22 protein-coding genes are annotated in these 19921 nt (G+C 43.5%); 4 read left to right on the top strand and 18 right to left on the bottom strand.

Annotated elements, in window-relative coordinates; genetic code table 11:
• Nucleotides 1-14 precede the first annotated feature (14 nt).
• From atpC to AZI85_RS02735, 10 genes are all read right to left on the bottom strand, one after another.
• Complete coding sequence (gene atpC, locus AZI85_RS02690) at nucleotides 15-428, bottom strand: ATP synthase F1 subunit epsilon (RefSeq protein WP_063242601.1); 414 nt, start codon at nucleotides 426-428, stop codon at nucleotides 15-17.
• A 58-nt stretch (nucleotides 429-486) separates the two neighbouring features.
• Nucleotides 487-1893 (bottom strand): F0F1 ATP synthase subunit beta, encoded by a 1407-nt coding sequence (atpD, locus tag AZI85_RS02695; protein WP_063205738.1) that lies wholly within the window; start codon nucleotides 1891-1893, stop codon nucleotides 487-489.
• Nucleotides 1894-1904: 11 nt separating this feature from the next.
• Entirely contained in the window at nucleotides 1905-2792 is an 888-nt protein-coding gene (gene atpG / locus AZI85_RS02700; protein ID WP_063242602.1) for an ATP synthase F1 subunit gamma, read from the bottom strand.
• Between the two features lie 12 nt (nucleotides 2793-2804).
• Nucleotides 2805-4328, bottom strand: coding sequence for a F0F1 ATP synthase subunit alpha (gene atpA / locus AZI85_RS02705; protein ID WP_063242603.1), 1524 nt, complete (start codon nucleotides 4326-4328; stop codon nucleotides 2805-2807).
• A gap of 2 nt (nucleotides 4329-4330) precedes the next feature.
• On the bottom strand, nucleotides 4331-4879 hold the full coding sequence (gene atpH / locus AZI85_RS02710) for an ATP synthase F1 subunit delta (RefSeq protein WP_063242604.1): 549 nt from the start codon (nucleotides 4877-4879) through the stop codon (nucleotides 4331-4333).
• A gap of 3 nt (nucleotides 4880-4882) precedes the next feature.
• A complete protein-coding gene (locus AZI85_RS02715; protein ID WP_063242605.1) occupies nucleotides 4883-5431 on the bottom strand; it encodes an ATP synthase F0 subunit B in 549 nt (182 codons plus the stop codon).
• Between the two features lie 10 nt (nucleotides 5432-5441).
• A complete protein-coding gene (locus AZI85_RS02720) occupies nucleotides 5442-5873 on the bottom strand; it encodes an ATP synthase F0 subunit B (RefSeq protein ID WP_063205747.1) in 432 nt (143 codons plus the stop codon).
• Between the two features lie 94 nt (nucleotides 5874-5967).
• Nucleotides 5968-6333 (bottom strand): bactofilin family protein, encoded by a 366-nt coding sequence (locus tag AZI85_RS02725; protein WP_041875711.1) that lies wholly within the window; start codon nucleotides 6331-6333, stop codon nucleotides 5968-5970.
• Complete coding sequence (locus AZI85_RS02730) at nucleotides 6324-7349, bottom strand: ParB/RepB/Spo0J family partition protein (protein WP_063242606.1); 1026 nt, start codon at nucleotides 7347-7349, stop codon at nucleotides 6324-6326. The genes AZI85_RS02725 and AZI85_RS02730 overlap by 10 nt, the downstream gene beginning before the upstream one ends.
• Nucleotides 7342-8175, bottom strand: coding sequence for a ParA family protein (locus AZI85_RS02735; RefSeq protein WP_063242672.1), 834 nt, complete (start codon nucleotides 8173-8175; stop codon nucleotides 7342-7344). Before AZI85_RS02735 ends, AZI85_RS02730 begins: the two co-directional genes overlap by 8 nt.
• A gap of 121 nt (nucleotides 8176-8296) precedes the next feature.
• On the opposite strand from AZI85_RS02735, the gene AZI85_RS02740 reads away from it, so the two are divergent.
• Nucleotides 8297-8797 (top strand): hypothetical protein, encoded by a 501-nt coding sequence (locus AZI85_RS02740; RefSeq protein WP_155723895.1) that lies wholly within the window; start codon nucleotides 8297-8299, stop codon nucleotides 8795-8797.
• A gap of 25 nt (nucleotides 8798-8822) precedes the next feature.
• Here AZI85_RS02740 and rsmG read toward each other — a convergent pair whose 3' ends face one another.
• The 8 genes from rsmG to rpmH form a co-directional block, all read right to left on the bottom strand.
• Entirely contained in the window at nucleotides 8823-9488 is a 666-nt protein-coding gene (gene rsmG / locus AZI85_RS02745; protein WP_063242607.1) for a 16S rRNA (guanine(527)-N(7))-methyltransferase RsmG, read from the bottom strand.
• The gene (gene mnmG, locus AZI85_RS02750) at nucleotides 9439-11367 is read right to left on the bottom strand and encodes a tRNA uridine-5-carboxymethylaminomethyl(34) synthesis enzyme MnmG (protein WP_063242608.1); all 1929 of its coding nucleotides are present in this window, start codon (nucleotides 11365-11367) and stop codon (nucleotides 9439-9441) included. The genes rsmG and mnmG overlap by 50 nt, the downstream gene beginning before the upstream one ends.
• 2 nt (nucleotides 11368-11369) lie before the next feature.
• Entirely contained in the window at nucleotides 11370-12812 is a 1443-nt protein-coding gene (mnmE, locus tag AZI85_RS02755) for a tRNA uridine-5-carboxymethylaminomethyl(34) synthesis GTPase MnmE (RefSeq protein WP_063242609.1), read from the bottom strand.
• Between the two features lie 70 nt (nucleotides 12813-12882).
• The gene (locus AZI85_RS02760) at nucleotides 12883-13443 is read right to left on the bottom strand and encodes a protein jag (protein WP_063242610.1); all 561 of its coding nucleotides are present in this window, start codon (nucleotides 13441-13443) and stop codon (nucleotides 12883-12885) included.
• A gap of 50 nt (nucleotides 13444-13493) precedes the next feature.
• Complete coding sequence (gene yidC / locus AZI85_RS02765) at nucleotides 13494-15134, bottom strand: membrane protein insertase YidC (RefSeq protein WP_063242611.1); 1641 nt, start codon at nucleotides 15132-15134, stop codon at nucleotides 13494-13496.
• The gene (gene yidD / locus AZI85_RS17995) at nucleotides 15118-15384 is read right to left on the bottom strand and encodes a membrane protein insertion efficiency factor YidD (protein WP_367613628.1); all 267 of its coding nucleotides are present in this window, start codon (nucleotides 15382-15384) and stop codon (nucleotides 15118-15120) included. The genes yidC and yidD overlap by 17 nt, the downstream gene beginning before the upstream one ends.
• On the bottom strand, nucleotides 15353-15712 hold the full coding sequence (gene rnpA, locus AZI85_RS02770; RefSeq protein WP_063205761.1) for a ribonuclease P protein component: 360 nt from the start codon (nucleotides 15710-15712) through the stop codon (nucleotides 15353-15355). Before rnpA ends, yidD begins: the two co-directional genes overlap by 32 nt.
• On the bottom strand, nucleotides 15702-15851 hold the full coding sequence (gene rpmH, locus AZI85_RS02775; protein ID WP_011166211.1) for a 50S ribosomal protein L34: 150 nt from the start codon (nucleotides 15849-15851) through the stop codon (nucleotides 15702-15704). Before rpmH ends, rnpA begins: the two co-directional genes overlap by 11 nt.
• A 184-nt stretch (nucleotides 15852-16035) precedes the next feature.
• Between rpmH and dnaA the strand changes: the two genes are divergently transcribed.
• From dnaA to recF, 3 genes are all read left to right on the top strand, one after another.
• Complete coding sequence (dnaA, locus tag AZI85_RS02780; RefSeq protein WP_063242612.1) at nucleotides 16036-17451, top strand: chromosomal replication initiator protein DnaA; 1416 nt, start codon at nucleotides 16036-16038, stop codon at nucleotides 17449-17451.
• A gap of 227 nt (nucleotides 17452-17678) precedes the next feature.
• Entirely contained in the window at nucleotides 17679-18785 is a 1107-nt protein-coding gene (gene dnaN / locus AZI85_RS02785; protein ID WP_063242613.1) for a DNA polymerase III subunit beta, read from the top strand.
• Entirely contained in the window at nucleotides 18785-19912 is a 1128-nt protein-coding gene (gene recF / locus AZI85_RS02790) for a DNA replication/repair protein RecF (protein WP_063242614.1), read from the top strand. The genes dnaN and recF overlap by 1 nt, the downstream gene beginning before the upstream one ends.
• Nucleotides 19913-19921 lie beyond the last annotated feature (9 nt).

Below are 19921 nucleotides of genomic sequence, written 5' to 3' on the forward strand. Positions count from 1 at the left end.
ATTTGAAACTTCGATTACTTCTTAGCTTGAGAAGCAACTTCGATTTTCGCTCTTGCGCGAGCCCATTCACGTTGGAACTCTACCCAGTCTTCGTCAGTGATGACTTCATTCATCACTTTCTTCTCTGATTCCGCAAGGTAGGCTTTAGTCATTTCAAGGTCGATCTCTTCTGGCAAATCAGCGATATTCGCTAAGATGTTCACGCCTTCAGGACTTACTTGGCAATAGCCCCAGCTGATAACAGCCGTTTCTTGCCTTTCTTTTCCCTTAAGTTTCCATTTCATCACGCCTGTTTCCAAAGTCGTGATCAAAGGCGCGTGACCAGGAAGAATATTAAGCTCTCCCTTAAATGCAGGAACAGTCACCTCTTCAACCTCTTGGCCTACGAGGATGCGCTTTTCCGGAGTCACGATCGTTAATTTAAACATATCTCGCCCTTTCAAGCGGCAGACGCTTTAGGCAGCCTGCCGATGGGAAGCGCAGGTATTACGCCTGCAACTTCTTCGCTTTCTCGATAACGTCTTCGATAGTTCCAACAAGGTAGAACGCCTGCTCTGGAAGAGCATCGTGTTTACCATCAAGGATCTCGCGGAAACCTTTAACAGTGTCTTTGATATCAACGTAACGGCCTGGCAAACCAGTGAACTGCTCAGCAACGAAGAATGGCTGAGACAAGAAACGTTGAATTTTACGAGAACGAGATACAACAAGTTTATCTGCTTCAGACAACTCGTCCATACCCAAGATCGCGATGATATCTTGAAGCTCACGGTTACGTTGCAACAATGCTTGAACGTCACGAGCACATCTGTAGTGTTCTTCGCCAATTACGCTTGGATCCAAAAGACGTGAAGTTGACGTCAATGGGTGAACCGCAGGGAAGATCGCCATAGCTGCGATATCACGGTCAAGATTCGTAGTCGCATCCAAGTGAGTAAATGTAGTTGCAGGAGCTGGATCCGTATAGTCATCGGCAGGTACGTAAACCGCTTGAACTGACGTGATCGAACCTTTTTTAGTAGAAGTAATACGCTCTTGAAGAGTACCCATCTCTGTAGACAATGTTGGTTGGTAACCAACGGCAGAAGGGATACGACCAAGAAGTGCGGAAACTTCGGCACCCGCTTGAGTAAAGCGGAAGATGTTATCAACGAAGAAAAGAACGTCTTGGTTTTCAACGTCACGGAAGTATTCAGCAACAGTCAAACCAGTCAAAGCAACACGCGCACGTGCTCCTGGTGGTTCATTCATTTGACCGAAAACTAGAGAAGTCTTAGCCAATACGCCAGACTGTTTCATCTCTTGCCACAAGTCATTACCTTCACGAGTACGCTCACCTACGCCGGCGAATACAGAGAAACCACCGTGCTCAGTAGCGATGTTACGGATAAGTTCTTGGATAAGAACTGTTTTACCAACACCCGCACCACCGAACAAACCGATCTTTCCACCCTTTGCGTATGGAGCAAGAAGGTCAACGACTTTAATACCCGTCATCAACATCGCAGCTGCAGTTGCTTGGTCTTCGAACTTAGGAGCCGTTCTGTGGATACCCCAATGTTCTTTTGCGTTTACTGGACCCATTTCGTCGATAGGCTCACCAACTACGTTGATGATACGACCCAAAGCTTCGCGGCCTACTGGCGCTGTGATTTGAGTTCCCAATGCTTTAACTTTTTCACCACGAACTAAACCTTCAGTTTGGTCCATAGAGATCGTTCTTACAACACCGTCACCCAAGTGCTGAGCAACTTCAAGAACTAGGTTGTATTCAACGTCAGAGATAAATTTATTAGATACACGAAGAGCAGAGTTGATCGCTGGAAGTTCTCCACCTTCGAACTCTACGTCCACTACGGGACCCATTACCTGTTTTACTTTACCGAATGCCATTATTCAGCTCCCTATCCTTTAAGCGCTTCAGCGCCAGATACGATTTCAATCAATTCTGTAGTAATTTTTTCTTGTCTCAATTTGTTGTACGTCAGAGTGAGCTTGTTGATCATCTCTTTCGCGTTGTTTGTCGCGTTTTCCATCGCGCTCATACGAGCACCATGTTCACCCGCAACAGACTCGGACATACATCTGTAAACTTGAAGATCGAAATGCTTTTCAAGCAACTCTTTAATGATTTGCTCTGGAGCTGGTTCGAAAATCATATCTACAGAAAAGTTCGATGCAGTCTCAGCTTCTGTGTTGAAAGTCGTCAATCCAAGATCAATTGGAAGAAGAGTTTCAGCCGTTACAACTTGAGAGATTGCAGATTTGAATTCGTTATGAATCACACGAACTTCGTCGTATGCACCTTCAAGGTAGTCATTCATCACGCGATTCGCAACTTTAGAAGCCAACTCATAAGAGATGTCTTTATCAAGCTTCGTGATGTAATCAACCGGCTTAATACCTCTTCTGGCGAAGTAGTCATGACCACGACGACCTACGAAAAGGAAATCAATCTTCTCAAGGTTTGCTTTATTACTATTATAATAAGCTTCAGTGAATTTATTGATATTGCTGTTGAAGGCGCCACAAAGACCGCGATCAGAAGTGATAACAACAAGCAAAACTTTCTTTACTTGTTCTTTCTTTTCCATCAACGGGTGCGTCACCTTGTTTGTCACAGCGATATCCGCAATCACCTTACGCAAAGTCAGAGCATAAGGACGCATATTAACGATGTTATTCTGCGCCTTTCTCAACTTCGCAGCAGACACGAGCTTCATCGCTTTCGTGATCTGCTGGGTGTTTTTAGTGGACTCAATCTGAGCCCGGATATCCTTCAAGCTTGCCATTTAAGCACCAAATTACTTGTTAGAAGGTTGGAAGATAGCTTTGAACTCTTCAAGAGCTGCCAACAACGCTTTTTTAGTGTCGTCCGCAATTGCTTTCTTCTCGCTAATAGTTTTGATGATGTCAGAGTGCTTGTTTTTCAAGAACTCGATCATCTCTTTTTCGTATCTCTTAACGTCTGTCTCTGGGTAAGCATCAACGAACGCATTTCCAGCTGCGAAGATCATAACGATTTGCTCTTCAACTTTTACTGGAGAGTATTGAGGTTGTTTCAACACTTCGATCAAACGACGACCACGCGCCAACTGTTGTTGAGACGCTTTATCCAAGTCAGATGCAAACGCCGCGAATGCTTCCATAGAACGGAACTGAGCAAGTTCAAGTTTCAAAGAACCCGCAACTTGTTTCATCGCTTTAATTTGAGCCGCACCACCCACGCGAGAAACTGATTTACCTACAGAGATAGCTGGACGCACACCTTTGTAGAATAGATCTGATTCAAGGAAGATCTGACCGTCAGTGATAGAGATCACGTTCGTTGGGATATAAGCAGAGATATCGCCCGCTTGTGTCTCGATGATTGGCAATGCAGTCAATGAACCGCCGCCTTTATCAGCTGACAATTTAGAAGCACGCTCAAGAAGACGGCTATGGCAATAGAACACGTCGCCTGGGTAAGCTTCACGTCCTGGAGGACGACGAAGAAGAAGAGATAATTGACGGTAAGCTTGAGCTTGTTTCGTCAAGTCATCATAAACGATCAATGCATGTCTGCCAGTATCACGGAAGTATTCCGCCATTGCTGTACCAGAGTAAGCAGCAAGGTATTGAAGTGGAGCTGGATCAGAAGCATTCGCCGCGATAACAGTCGTGTACTCAAGAGCACCCGCTGCACGCAATTTTTCAACTACTAGAGCAACAGTCGATTGTTTTTGACCGATAGCTACGTAGAAGCAATGAACGTTTTGACCTTTTTGATTGATGATAGCATCAACCGCGATAGTCGTTTTACCAGTTTGACGGTCTCCGATGATCAACTCACGTTGACCGCGACCGATTGGTACTAGAGCGTCGATAGCTTTGATACCTGTTTGAAGAGGCTCTTCAACTGGGTGACGGTATACGATACCAGGAGCTTTAGTTTCAACGATACGAGAGTGAGGCGTGTTGATAGGACCGCGACCGTCGATCGGGTTACCAAGAGCGTCTACCACGCGACCAAGAAGAGCTTCACCAACTGGAACGGAAACGATTTTTTTAGTTCTTTTAACAGTGTCGCCTTCTTTGATTTGGCGATCTTCACCGAACAAAACGGTACCAACGTGACCTTCTTCAAGGTTCAATACCATTCCGTATACTTCGCCTGGGAACTCAACAAGTTCACCAGCCATTGCGTTTTCAAGACCGTAGATACGAGCAACCCCGTCCCCTACTGCAAGAACGCTACCTGTTTCACTTACTTCAATCTTTTTATTGTATTGATTGATTTGCTCTTTGAGAACGCGACTGATTTCGTCGGCACGGATTTGTGTTTCCATTTTTAGTTGGCTCTCCTGTTTAATTCTTCATTCAATTTTTTTAAGTGCGTGTCGATACTGTCATCAAAAGTCCATCCGCCCACTTGAGCAACAACGCCGCCCAAAAGCTTCGGATCTTGTTGGTAAGTCAATACGATCTTCTTATTAAGAACCTTATTGATCTTTTGTTCGATTTCTTTTTGCGCTTCAGCTGACAGCGGCTGAGCAGAACGAATCACACCACGAGTGATGCCCTCTTCAAGGTCCAACATTTCTTGGAATGCGTGAACAACTTGATCAAGAGCCTCAAGACGACCTTTTTCACCCATCAATACCAATGTGTTAAGGACTTCCTGAGAAACGCCTTTTCCAGTCAAGGCCGCTTTTACAGCCGCGACTTTTTGATCAGACGAAATCATCGGATTTGCAAAATAACTTTTTACAGCAGTGTCCATTTTGAAAGCTTCAGAAATTGCTTTCAATTCACCGAACACTTTTGAGTGTGTGCCTTGTTGTTTTGCTACGGCCAAAAGGGCTTTCGCGTAACTTTTTGCTACTTCACTAATTCTCATCGGCTACACTCCAACGTGGTTGATAAAATCTTTTTGAAGTTTTTGTTGATCAGCGGAACCGATGTCTTTTGTCAAAACAGTGCGAGCCGCTTCCATAGAGTCTTTCAAAAGTTGCGTGCGCAATTCGTTTTGGGCACGTTGAACTTCAAGCTTTGCCGTTAGCTCGGCATCTTGACGAATGCGTTTTGTAACTTCGTTCGCTTCGTCTAAGATTTGTTTTTTCATGTCATCAGCATGAGCTTGGGCTTTACGAAGAGACTCTTCACGAGTCGCATCCAAGTTCGCAAGTTTGTTTTTGATATCAACGAATTCTTTTTCTGCTTGCTCACGAGCGAATGCAGATTTCTGAGCCGCCTCTAGGTAAGCAGCTTTTCTTCCAGAGAAGAAAGAAACGATTCCGTCTTTAGTGAAATAGATAAGACCCGCAACCAAGATAGCTACGTTGATAGCCTGGTACATAACCGCTGATGGAATGCCATCATGGTGACCACCGCCAGCAGCAAGCGCTAGCGCAGGAGCTGTGATAATAAAAAGTGATACAAGCAACTTCATGTCTGCCCTCTTATTTTAACAACTTAGTAGTAATTGCCATCGCCACAGCACTTGTTTGAGTTTTTAACTCAGACGCTGCTGCTTGAACTGCAGATGTGATTTTTGTGCGATTGGATTGAACAAGCTGTTCTGATTCAGAACGAGCTTTAGCAACAAGAGCTTCATAGTCTTTGTTTGCTTGAGATTTTGCAGCATCCACGATGCTCTTAATCTGAGAGTTCAGGTCACGAGTTTTTGTTTCGTACTCTGTTTGTAACTCTACGGATTTATTTTGATATTCAAGAGCAAGATCTTCGCCCCCCTTTGTTCTTCTTTGTCTTTCGTCCAAAGCGTGTGCATATGGTGCGAACACGACTTTGCTTAGAAAGATCAAAGCAATAGCAAAAAGAACAAACTGAAAGGCTGCTGTGGTATTGATACCTAATTGTCCAAAAATGTCCATTTGGTTGAAATCCCTACTGATTTTTTGAGCTTTGGGATTAGCATTCGCGCTTGGAACTGGTCAACGTAATTTTACTACTTGATAATGTTAGTGCCTAAGACTTAGGCATATAGGACGCACCCTCGAAAACAACCCCTTCATCGATACGCAAACTAGGGCTTGTCACCGTGCCTTTAAACACAGCGGGTGGGTGCATAATAACTCTGCGGCGGGCAAAGAGATTTCCCTCAACCCGGCCACTAATAACTATAGTATCAGCCTCAATTTGGGCGGTTACAAAAGCGCCCTCATTGATAACGATGGTATCTTTAGTAAAGATTTCCCCCTTAAAATCCCCACCGATTTGCACGGTGCCCTCGAAGCTGAGCTTTCCTTCGAAATGCGTACCCTGGTCAAGAATCGCAGTGACATGACCAGAGAGGAGATCTTCTTGTAATGACGGAGGAAATGCTACTGCCATCCTTCTTTAAGCCTATCTACTAAGTTAGTAAGTTCATCGTCTGAATAGAAGTGAATACTAATCTTACCTTTTGAGTTGGAATAATCAATGTTCACTTTCGTGCCCAGGATCTTTTGTAGTTCGTCGCCAAGACCTGCAATCAAACGTTGCGTAACATTAGAATCAAAGGAAACTGGCTCCTCTTTTTCTTCTGTTCCTTTTACAACGGCCTGCACCATTTTCTCGAGCTTACGAACCGCGATTTTTTCGTTCACAACTTTTTTCGCGAACTCAAGCTGCTTCTTTGGATCCGGCAAAGCCAAAAGAACTTTTGCGTGTCCAACAGATAAAGTGTTTTCAGAAATCATGTTTTTGATTTCTTCAGATAAAGAAAGAAGGCGCACGGCATTTGCGACGGTCGCACGATCTTTACCTACTTTTTCAGCTACTTGCTGTTGAGATAATTTAAACTCTGTGATGAGGCGAGAATAACCTTCTGCCTCTTCAATCGGATTCAAATCTTCACGTTGAATATTCTCAACAATCGCCAACTCAAGGGCTTGTTTGTCATCGTAATTCTTAAGGATAACTGGAACCTCATGAAGTCCCGCAAGCTGAGCCGCTCTCCAGCGACGTTCACCGGCTACGATTTCAAGTTTTCCTGCCGTCGTACGACGAGCCACGATCGGCTGAAGAATTCCATTCTCTTTAATAGACTGAGACAGCTCTTGAAGCGGCTCTTTTTCAAATGAAGTACGCGGCTGATACTTACCTGGAGAAAGTTTATCAATTCCCACTTTCCAGATTTTGCTCTCAGGATCTACGGGAGGGGCGACGGGTGTCGCTTGTTGAGAGCTCACAGGAGCAGTGGGTGTTGATGAAGTTGCTACATTATTAGATGCTGTCGCACCAGCCGGAGCTGATGCCGAAGGAGTTTTGGCTGGAATTTCTGTCGGAGCAGGTCCACCCAATAAAGAGCCTAGGCCGCGACCCAAACCCTTCTTTTTGTTTGAAGATTCAACAGCAAAATCAGACATTTACTTCCCCTTCGTAAGCATTTTGTTCAGTCTGTGGCGCCACTTCTGAAGTCGTTTTTTGCACAGAACGCGCAATGACTTCTTTAGCTAGCTCCAAATATCTTGTCGCGCCGATGGATTTGCTGTCGTATTCGAAGATGGATTGACCATGGCTCGGTGCCTCGCTGAGGCGTACATTTCTTGGAATGATGGCGTTAAATACTTTATCGCCAAAGTGGTTCTTAATCTCAGTCACGACTTGATGGCTAAGATTGTTACGGCTATCGAACATCGTTAGAACGATGCCTTCGATATGCAATTGCGGATTCAAATTCTTTTTGATTAAGCCCGCTGTATTTAGAAGTTGGCTCAATCCTTCAAGTGCATAGTACTCACACTGAAGTGGTACTAAGAAACTATCTGCCGCATTCAAAGCATTTAAAGTAATTAGACCTAATGATGGTGGGCAGTCGATAATCACGAAGTCATATTGATCAGCCACTGTCGCGATCGCTTGTTTAAGGCGATATTCACGATGCGGCATATCAACAAGTTCAATCTCTGCTCCGACTAGATCAGGATTAGCCGTGGATACCTTCAAGTTACCATTTGCTGTATTTTGAGTAGCCTCGGTCAAAGTTTTTTCGCCGATGAGTACGTGGTAGCTATTCGCATCCTGGCTTTCGTACCTTTTGATACCCAAACCGCTCGAAGCATTACCTTGAGGATCCATATCGATCAAAAGAACTCTTTTTCCGAGAGTAGCCAGGGCAGAAGAGATATTAACAGACGTCGTTGTCTTGCCTACGCCACCTTTTTGGTTAGCTATACAGATCGTTTTTGCCATTTTTCCTCCTTGAGACTCAAAAGTCGGACTTTTTGGAAAAACTTGCAAGAATAAAGACTAGTTTTTCGCGCCACACCTTATGATTTTTTGAAAATCAGCCGATGTTCCACGTGGAACAACCATGTTTTTACGAATTATCTGCCTAATCATTCTTTCTTTCGCACTTTCTGCGTGTAATAAGCCGGATCCAAACCCCGAGCTGAAGGATCCTATTTATTCAGACCTATCAGCGACTCTCGCAGCAACAACTCAAGCGATTGAAGCTGAAAAGAAAGCTCTTGAGGGATTTCAGAAAGAACTGTCTGAAGTAGTTCCGCAAACGGGGCAAATCAAGTACGCGCAGAAGAGAGTTTTCGACTCTCAACAAAAGATCGCACGCCTAGAACAAGAACAGCACTACTACGAACTAAAAATCGAAGCTCGAAAGAAATCATCGAGGAAATCTTATATGGCGGCCTTTAAAAAGGGTGAATCCTGGCCCAATCCCAAAGAATTCGAAGATTATCAGGCCGAAAAGAAGTTTCGAGAGGCCAAAAGAACCTGGGACGTGAAACAACGAATGCAAGAGCTGGGTGTTGGAGAAGAAAAAGCCCCAGCGGCACCGGCTGAGGCTCAACATTAGAATGTTCCACGTGGAACATTGGCGTTTAGGCGATTTTCTCTGTTTTAACGACCGAAAACTTCACCGCTCCCACTGGAAGTTTGTATTCGCCCACAAGTGATGGCGTCCATATAGAGCAAAGCTGGGTTGGAATCTCTCCGACCTCAATACCCCACTCTTCACTCTTTAAATGGTACAAAGAACCACCTTTTGGCATAAATCTACGAGCAAGAAGAATCGTACGGGAAATATTCGCAAATCCACGAGTGATAGCAAAGTTCACACTGTTTTCCGCCAAAGACTCCACCGTTTTATTTTCAACGGACACATTCGAGAGTTTTAACGATGAGGCCACGTGACTTAAGAACTCACACTTTTTTTGATCGACTTCGACCAGAACGACCTGAACTTGTGGGTTCAGAATCGCAAACACCAACCCCGGAAATCCATTACCGCTTCCAAGATCAAATATCTTATCGATCTTCGCATTTGATTTATGAATTGCTTGCGACGCCAAGATAGAGTCTGCGAAATGAATGGCATCAGCGACAAACACCGTCTTCGGTGAAATCAAGCTGAGCGTACGATTAAATTTAAGAAGCTCTTCGTGATAAGCCTTAAGTCGAGTCTTAACCTCAGGACTTAGATCTGGAAACCATTCATCAATTCGCCAATATATGGTCGGAGCGTCCTGCTGATCCTTGTTGTTCAAGTCCCATCTCCTTGATCTTTTTGTGACCTTTTAGATGGATCATTATAGCCTGAATTGCAGATGGATTGACACCACTTATGCGTTGGGCTTGGCCTAAGGTACGTGGCTTAACGCGTTGCAGCTTATCCTTCTCTTCATTAGAGAGACCGCGGATATCGGCATAAATAAGATCTTCCGGAAGCACCATTTCTTCTAATCTTTTCGACTGATTGATGAGCTCCATCTGTCTTTTTACGTAACCAGAGTATTTCACCTCAATTTCAACAGGTTCGCTGACATTTGGGTCCGCATCCACGGTGAAATTAAGCTGTTCTAAGTGCGAACAAGAAATTTCAGGTCGGCGCAGCAACTCTTCGAAAGTTAAAGACTTTGTTAGTTCTGGAGTCGGAAATGTCGCCAACAACTCTTGAACATCTTTAGTTGGATAAACCTTTTCAGAGCGCAGTCTTTCAAGCAAGTTTTTACGTTTCGACTGAAGATCACCCAAGATTTGCAAAGAAGCTTCAGAAACAATACCGATCTTTGAAGCGATAGCCCCTAACCTGTCGATAGTATTATCTTCTCTCAGAACCAAACGATGTTCTGCGCGTGACGTGAACATGCGATAAGGTTCGCGCGTTCCTTTCGTCACAAGATCATCGATAAGTACGCCAATATAGGCTTCGTCGCGGTTCAAAATAAACTCATCACGACCCAAAATACTGTGAGCCGCGTTTACGCCGGCAACAAATCCTTGAACGGCCGCTTCTTCATAACCAGAAGTTCCATTGATTTGACCTGCTAAAAAGAGCTGACGAATCGTGCGTGTTTCAAGGCGATGCCAAATCTGTGTCGGTTCAATATAGTCGTACTCAACAGCATATCCGTAACGAACTACCTTTACGTTTTCTAAACCAGGGATAGTCTTTAAAAACGCATCTTGAACATCTTCAGGCAAGCTAGTTGAAATTCCCTGAAGATAAATAAGATCCGTATTTAAACCCTCAGGCTCTAAGAAAGTCTGATGGCTGTTTTTTTCTGCGAAACGAGTGATCTTATCTTCAATCGAAGGACAATAGCGAGGCCCCACTCCTTCAATAATTCCGCAGAACATAGGAGATTTATCTAAGTTCGCGCGAATAATTTCGTGAGTTTGTTCGGTTGTACGAGTCAGATAACAAAGAATTTGCGGAAGCTTTAATTGATTGGAAGAGCGATAGCTAAAAGGATAAACCTTTTCATCGCCTGCTTGAGGAATCGTTTTAGCCCAATCAATACTGTCTTTATGTAGACGTGCTGGTGTTCCCGTTTTTAAGCGCTTCACTTCAAAACCGAATTGCGCCAACTGATCTGAGAGACCAATTGAAGGCTTATCACCCACACGGCCGCCCGCCTCTTGGCGAAGACCGATATGCATAACACCATTCATGAAGGTGCCAGTTGTGATGATGGTCGCCTTGGCGAAAATTTCAGATCCGTCCTGAAGAACCACACCAACGCAAAGATCTTTTTCTAGGATAAGGCGTTTTACTTCACCCTCAAGAAGATCCAAGTTCGGTTGGTTTTTCAAAGCGTCGGTTTGAAATTGAGAATAAAGATGTTTGTCGTTTTGAACACGAGTTCCGCGAACCGCAGGGCCTTTAGAAGAGTTCAAGCGTTTGTACTGGATCGTGGTTTCATCGGCCGCCACACCCATTTGTCCGCCCAACACATCAAGTTCACGAACCATGTGGCCTTTTGCTAAACCACCGATAGAAGGATTGCAGCTCATGTAAGCGATGCGGTTGATGTTGGAAGTAATCATCAATGTTTGAAGTCCAAGGCGTGCTGAAGCCAAACAAGCTTCAACGCCTGCATGTCCTGCACCGACGACAATCACATCATACTTTTTAGAATTCATAGTTACTTCCCGATACAAAACTCTTTAAACACACGATCCATGATTTGATCATCAAAGCGTTTGCCTAAAGTTTCTTGGATGGCGATCAAGGCTTCTTTAAATTCCAATGCCAGGAACTCTTCACCTAAGCCGTCTTCAACAACACTCTTAGCGCGCTTTGTGTTCTCAAGAGCTCGCGAAAGATTTTCGAGATGACGAGAGTTGGAAATCAAAACAGTGTTTTCCATCTGCAAGTCTGCAAATTCATTCACGAGTTCATCAAGGACTTGGGCACGCACCTTTTTATCAAGAGCGCTTACAAAGAACACTTTTCTTTTGAAGAAGCCTTCTAAGTCCCCGATTTTTTGGAAAAATTTACTGTTTTTAAGGGCATTTTCGACAGTTTTTCTATCAGGAAGACCCGATAAACGGTCTGTTTTATTAGCTAAAATATAAGTTCTTTGAGGGTCTAAACCATCCAAAATGGTGACTTCTTCTGGCGAAATCCCTTTTTCAATATCAAAGACGAAGAACACGACATCCGATTCACCAGTGGCCTCACGGCTTCTTTGAATACCGATCTTTTCAACTAAGTCCGACACGGATTCGCGTAGACCGGCCGTATCTAGGAACGTGAATTTCACGCCCTTATAGCTTGTGTCTCCATGAATCACATCACGAGTGGTTCCTGGGATATCTGTGACGATAGCTCTTTCGTCTTCTAAGAAAAGATTTAAAAGGCTCGATTTACCCACGTTCGGAAGACCCGTTAAAACAACGCGGAAACCATCTTTTAAAAGGCGTCCCACCTTGAAAGTAGAAACCAATTCTTCAAGTCCACTTTGAATTTTTTCAAGACGTGCGATCACAACGCTGTCTTCAACAACCTGAATACCTTCAGTCGAAAAATCAATTCCTGCTTCAGCCAATGCCAGAACCCAAGTCATATCATCTTCGATGACTTCTAGTTTTTGCGACACAGATCCTTTAAGCTGACGAAGCGCCAGGCGAGCCGCTTGCTGACTTTGACTTTCAATCAAAGAAAGAACGCTTTCCGCCTGAACTAAATCTAATTTTCCATTCATGAACGCACGATAAGTGAACTCACCGCGATCTGCGGGACGTGCGCCAAGAAGAACTAACTGTTGAAGAATGCTTTGGCAAATCACCGGACTTCCATGGCAGGAAATTTCGATAACTTCTTCGCCAGTGAAAGAGCGGCCGTGTTTGAAGTAGGTTGCCAAAACCTCGTCAATCTCTTCAGCTTCTTGGTTCCCTTGAGCAAGGGATTTTAAACTACCAAAATAAGCTTTATGAGACTCAGGATGTTCAGGCAAAAAAGAACAGATTTTTGAAACGATGGAATAAGTGTTGGGACCACTCACACGAATGACGGAAATACCGCCGACTCCGTGAGGAGTGGAGACCGCACAAATTGTGTCTTTATCACGATCCCCACGAAACATTGAAACTCCTCTTGATTACTGCTTCAGCCTACGCGCCCGAAGGCGCTTCAGCTCTGCCGGCTGCCGCCGATTAATCCTGTACTACTGCAGAGTCGTCTGCAGAGCCTTGAGATTGTCCTTTTGCTGGATAAATTTTGATCTTTTTGTAAAGGCCATCACCTAATGAGCGGCTTTTTACGCGTGGATCTTTCGCAAGATATTGGTGAACAACTTTGCGATCTTTTGGTGGCAATGCACGGTAGTAAACTGATTTACCTTGTTCGATGCAGATAGCTTTTAAGTTTTCTGCACGCTCAATCAATGCATTTGCAGACTCATCACGGTATCCACCACAGTCTACTGTGATGTTCGTTTTGTCTTCTGGGAAATTGTGTTGAACGACGCGCTTAAGGAACAATTGGAAAGCGTCTAGCATCTGACCTTTTTTATCTTTAAGGATTTCTTCGTCAGCACCGTTGAATTCTACAGCTAGTGTAGATCCGCCGTCTTCTTCCTTCTCAGTTCTGAGTTCGAAAGTAAGATCGAATTGTGCTTTTTCGATGATCCCCTCTAAGGTCTTTTGAATAAGTGCCTCAACTTCGCTGTTAGCACCTTTGCTTTTTCCCCCGAAAAGCTTGCTAAAAAAACCCATTTTACCTCCTAGGTATAAAAGTCTATTTCAAACAGAGCCCTTAAAAGCTCTTACTTCTTCGCCTTAGCAACAACTGCAGGTGCAGGAGCTGGCGACTTATCACGCATAATCAACCATTGTTGAATGATACCGAACAAAGTGGAGACAACCATATAAAGAGTCAAACCACTTGGAAGCTGCAACATGAACAATGAGAACACAACCGGCAAGAACAACATGATTTTTGCCTGCATCGGATCCATCGTTGATGGCGTGATCTTTTGTTGAATGAACATGAACACGGACATCAATACTGGCAATACATAGAACGGGTCATGCGCACTTAGATCGTGGATCCAAAGCACGAACGGAGAATTATAAAGCTCAATACTTGAACCGATAACACGATATAGAGCGAAGAAAACCGGAATCTGCAAAAGCATCGGCAAACAGCCACCTAGTGGGTTCGCGCCGTTTTGTTTCATCACAGCCATCATCTCTGTATTCAAACGCATTGGATCGTCTTTATACTTTTCACGAAGGTTTTGGATGATAGGTTGAACCTTTTGCATCGCCTTCATGGATTTGAAAGACATGATATTGAAAGGAAGAACACACAGACGAACCAAAAGCGTCAGAAGAATGATCGCAAAACCCCAGTTACCCACCATTGAGTGGAAAGCCTTCATCACATAAAGAAGAGGGCGCGCGATAAAACCAAAGAAACCGAAATCAATGATCTGCGCAAGTTCTGGATCTACGGCTTTTAAAGCGTCGATGGATTTAGGACCCGCATAGAAAATTTCAGAGAAATTCATCTCTGACTTCAATTGTACCGGCTTATAAACTAGTTCTGCCAGAGCAGATTTATTTGCAACCTCAGAAGAAACTTTCACTTCAGGAATGATTTCTGATTTATCAAGAATCGCAGCTGCAAAGTATTGAGAGCTTACTGACAAGATAGAAGTAGATTGGAACTGCTGAACAACGTTTTCTTTTGCGTTGCTAAAGTTCACAGTCTCATGAGTCCCACCAGAATGAACGATGAAGAAATCTTGATGCTCGTATGATGGGAAGAAGAATGAAGAAGAACCTTTCACGTGCACAGTTTCAGGAATCATCAAAGAGAAGCCCTTTTTAAAGTCTTCAGTTGGATTTGAAACAGTGATTGTATTTGTGAAAGATGAATTTTCTGGATTGAATTTTAATTCTCTTTTCACTGTTGTTGCACCGACAGCCGCAGTTCCAACATAGTGGCCAGGAGCTTCTTCAACCACGTTGAAAGTCACAGGTTTTTCATCCCCTGCCCAACGCATTTCAAACATCGCAAGTTTGTCAGATTGACCAATCTTGATGTTGTTCTTTTCTTTATCCTGGTAGTTATTCACCGTGAAGTTCTTAAGACCCATCCCGTGATTAGTCAGAGCAAAAGAGACTTTATCAGTTTTGAAATTGAAGATTTGTTCTTGAGCTTCAGGAGCCGCTACGACTTCAGATTTAGTTTCGATCGCGCTACCTGGAGTGGCAGTTGCTGCAGGAGTCGCAGCTGATTCTGTTTTCTGAGCTTCTGTTTGCTCAGTTTTTGGTTGGTTATATCCTGGATATTTTTTGCCAAGATATGTCTGCCAACCGAAGTACACGATAGCAACAGCGGCTACGGCAATAAGTGTTTTAGGATCAAAGAAGGAGGGGTTGTCATTCTTTTGTTGCATGGATACTTCCTTTTTGAGGAACCGGATCGTACCCATAAGGCCCGCCCGGACGACATTTACATACTCTCTTCGTGATTAACCAAAGAGCTTTATGAGTATGATGAGTTTGAATGGCCTCTAATGCGTAGGCGGAACAACTAGGTTCAAAGCGACAAGAACCACCCAAATGAGTAGTCCCTAATGTTCGATAAGCCCCGATAAATAACCAAAGCACGGCCTTAGATATTTTTTCGAAGGACTTCCAAACCACGATCCAAAGCTTTGACAAATTCCTCGTGTGGGAGGCCTTTATAAAAGTTTGTATCAATAGGTTTAAAGATGATGTTGATGTCGGCTTCAATAGGTTTTCCCGCCACAAGTGAAGCCCTGAAATATTCCCGTGACCAACGTTTCAATTTATTTCGAACAACTGCCGAGCCGATTTTACGACTGGCCGTAACTCCGAAACGCAACTGACCCACAGAGTTCTTCTGATAATTCAGAAGCAACCATTTAGTAGGCCAGTATCTTTTTCCCGTTTGTTTTAGAGAGAGAAAATCAGAACTTCGCTTAATAACTAGTGGAGAACTATTTTCCACCTGTAGAAACCGTCAAACGCTTTCTTCCTTTAGCGCGACGACGATTAAGAACTTCTTGGCCAGCTTTTGTAGCCATACGAGCGCGGAAACCGTGTGTAGTTTTACGACGTTTATTTGAAGGTTGGTATGTACGTTTCATTACTCTTCTCCCCGGACAGAAAATTACGACGCTAAATGACGTCAGTTACATCTATATATGTATGCCACAAAGTTGTTCACAACTAGATACGTGGGGCACTAATAAAGCACGTTGCGGCAATAAGGTCAACTGTTGAAAACTTCAGCTCCCCTTGTTAAGACCTGCCCTGCTTGAGGGGAATCACGTGGAGTTAAACTCGTCTTTTTGGACACTAATCAAAACCAAGATGAAAAGCCGGAACGATAACAATAAGTTATTGGATACCTGGCTAGACCCTATTGAATACGTGAATACCGCGGGTACTCAAGAGCGTCCCAGAATAATACTTGGGGTCCCAAATGCTCTTCACCAATATTTTGTGATTGAGAACCTACAAGATAAAATTTACACAGAGATTTCCGATACTTACGGTAAGCCTTTCGAAGTCGAGTTTAGTATTACGGGGAACAAAGTAAATACTCATATCGAGACTTCTCACATCCCTGATGAGGTCATGGGTGGTACTGAAATCCTTCAAGCTCAGCTAGCTCGTGCTCAGAATATCCAGATTACTCAACCAAGGTCCGGGCAAGATGCGCTTAATCAGGAACTCACCTTCTCCACATTCGTTGTGGGTAAAAACTCTGAGTTCGCCCATGCGGCTTGTTTTAACGTCGCCCGCAATCCTGGAGCTGATGATTACAATCCACTCTATATATATGGACCGGTCGGAATGGGTAAAACGCATTTACTTCACGCCGCTGGGAACCATATTCGTGAGCAATATCCGCAACTTAGAATTACCTACATCTCGGCTGAACGCTTTATGAATGAATGTATCTCAGCGATTCGCCGCCACGAAATGGATAAGTTTCGTCAAAAATACCGTGAAAATTCAGACATCCTTTTGGTGGACGACGTCCAATTTATTGCTCGCGGTGAGGCGGTTCAGGAAGAATTCTTTCACACCGTCAACAGCTTCATCGATAGTCGTAAGCAAGTTATTTTGGCCAGCGACCGTATGCCGAAAGATATCCATGGTTTAGAAGACCGCAGTCGCACCCGTCTTGAGCGTGGTCTGATTGCTGATATCACCATGCCTGATTTAGAAACGCGTATTGCGATTCTGCGTTATAAAGCCGAAAAATTTAACGTTCGTTTGCCGGAAGATGTTGTGAACTACATCGCAAGAATCTCGAAACGTTCAATCAGAGAGCTTGAAGGCAATCTTAAAAAGGTCAAAATGTTCTCGGAACTACAAGGCCTGCCGATTGATCATGAGCTCGTTAAACGCATTCTTTCGCACCATGAAACGCAATCAACGATCTCTGTTGAAGAGATCATGAAGCTTGTGGCTGATCATTTTAAAGTGCGTGTTTTGGATCTTAAATCCTCGACTCGCGCCAAACCAATTGTCGTTCCACGTCAAATTGCGATGTATTTGATAAAGAAGTTCTTAGATAAATCTTTGGTGGATATCGGGAAGGCTTTTGGCGGAAAAGATCACACTACGGTGATGAATGCCCTAGAACGCGTCAAGAATCTACAATCCACGGATCAAGATATTTCTAAAGATATCGAAGATTTAGAACAGAGAATCCACAATATCACAGGGGTGTGAATGTGGACTGTGGATAAGGTTGAGGAAAAAATTGGGGCTTAAAATGTGGATCCAAGTTACCCCCAAAATCAACCGAGTTTAAGACGATTTATGCAGAGTCTTTATCCACAAGTGTTTTTTAGTGTTTACATGGGTTTAGGGGATTTGTTAGGTTTTCCACGCCCCTACTACTACTACTAGTTATTTATATTAATAGTAATAGTTAATAAGAGGGCTCAAGAGGTTGTATGAAACTTGAAATTGATAAAAGAGATTTATTAAGCCTTATCGGAAAGACACAGAACATTGTTGAGAAGCGCAATACAATGCCCATTCTTATCAACGTTCTTTTGGAAGCTGACCAAAATGCTTTGAAAGTCTTTGCCACAGATTTGGAAGTCAGCCTTACTGACCAAACCAAGGTTCAAGTTCATCAGCCAGGTAAAGTGGCAGTATCTGCAAAAAGTCTTTTTGAAATCGCAAAAGAACTTTCTGAAGGTCCCATTACTTTAATCAAAAAAGAAAACAACTGGTTGGAAATCAAGCAAGGGAAGTACACTTCAAAAATCGTAGGTATCTCTGCTGAAGAATATCCGATCTTCCCAACATACAACTCTCAAGGTTTCATCAGCATCAGTGCCGGTGTGTTGAAAGAGATGATTGATAAAACAATCTACTCAGTTTCTAACGATGAAACTCGTTACCACTTGAACGGTGTGTTCTTTGAACTTTCACCTCAAGGCGGATTTAAAATGGTGGCAACAGATGGTCACCGTATGAGTCTAGTGAATAAACCACTTTCGGAAGTGAAAGTGGCAGCTACTCAAGGTGTTATCATTCCTCGTAAAGGTCTTCATGAAATCAAAAAGATTTTAGAAGGCATCGATGGCAATGTGGAAATCGCGATTGAAGGTTCTCAATTCGTACTTAAACATTCATCAACAATTTTGATGATTCGTTTGATCGAAGGAAAGTACCCGAATTATCAACAATTTATTCCACAGAAACTTCCGCAAAAAGTGATGATCCACCGTGAAGCATTTTTGACTTCGCTAAAACGTGTATCACTTTTAGCGAACGTAAAATCCAAAGCGGTGTTATTGAATCTTTCAAACGGCCGCATGGAAATTTCTTCAAACAACCCAGAGCTTGGTGATGCGAAAGAAGAAATCGAAGTTGAATACGCAGGCGGAGAAATCAAAATCGGTTTCAACGCGAAGTATGTGACTGATATCTTGACGAGCATGAGCCAAGACAAAATTGATTTCGAATTGAATGATCATCTTTCTCCGGGATTGATCCGTCCTCACAACGACACGTCTTACACTTGCGTTGTGATGCCTATGAGAATCTGATGATTTTTGAAAAGCTACGTCTTGTTAATTTTCGTAATTATCGGGACGTAGTGGTTCCATTCTCTCCGCGTGTGAATGTGTTCGTCGGTGAAAATGGTCAGGGTAAAACAAATCTTCTTGAGGCGATGTATCTAATTTCTCAAGGAGACTCCTTCCGCTACAGTGACAATCGCACTTTGATCAACTCGAATAACCAAGAGGCATTGATTCAAGCGCTGATTACTCAAAATGATCTTCACTACAAACTCAAACTTGGATTAAGCAAAAGTCGCAAAGTTTTAACTTTGAATGACAAGAAGGTTTCTTCAACCGATGTTCGCAAAATTTTTGCTAGTGTCGTGTTCAGTCCTGAAAGTTTAGCATCGATCAAAGAAGGTGCGGATCATCGCCGCGAACTTGTGGATGAGTTGCTCATCACCTTTGAACGAAAAAATGCGGATTTGATCGCGGAATATCGCAAAGCTTTGAAAACGCGCAATAAGATCCTTAAAAACTATTTGGAGGGTTTGAACGACAAAACGGTCACGGTGAACCTTTTGGACGCTCTAAACCCCCAATTCTTGCGTTTAGCGGCCGATTTAAGCTACGCCCGGATCACGGCACTGGCTGGTCTTTCCAAAGACTTTAATAATGCCATGCAGTACATTTCGAAGAATGACGCTGTGGATATCTCGGTGGAATACGTGATTTCGGATCAAAATGCGGTGGGTTTTTCCCGAGAACAAGTCCAATTTGCTCTGCAAAAAAGGATGAATGAACTGCATGATGCGGAGCTCTCATCTGGAACCAGTCTGGTAGGCCCTCACAAGCACGATATTGTGTTCCTATATGGGCAAAAAGACTCAAGATTTTATTGTAGCCAAGGGCAGCAAAGAGCCATCATATTGTCTTTCAAAATGGCCCAAATTGTGTATCATAGGAAGGCTCACGGAACCTATCCGGTTTTGATGTTAGACGATGTTTTATCTGAACTCGATAAAGCCAAAAGAGATGCACTGATTACGTTCTTACACGAGATCAATACGCAGATTTTTGTGACGACGACAGATTTCACATTGCCTGAATCTTTCAGCCTCGATCAGCTTTCCGTTTTGCGCATCAAGGATGGTCACATCCTCGATGAATAACTTCGCTCT

Origin of the sequence: Bdellovibrio bacteriovorus, assembly GCF_001592755.1 — a bacterium.
GTDB lineage: Bacteria > Bdellovibrionota > Bdellovibrionia > Bdellovibrionales > Bdellovibrionaceae > Bdellovibrio > Bdellovibrio bacteriovorus_E.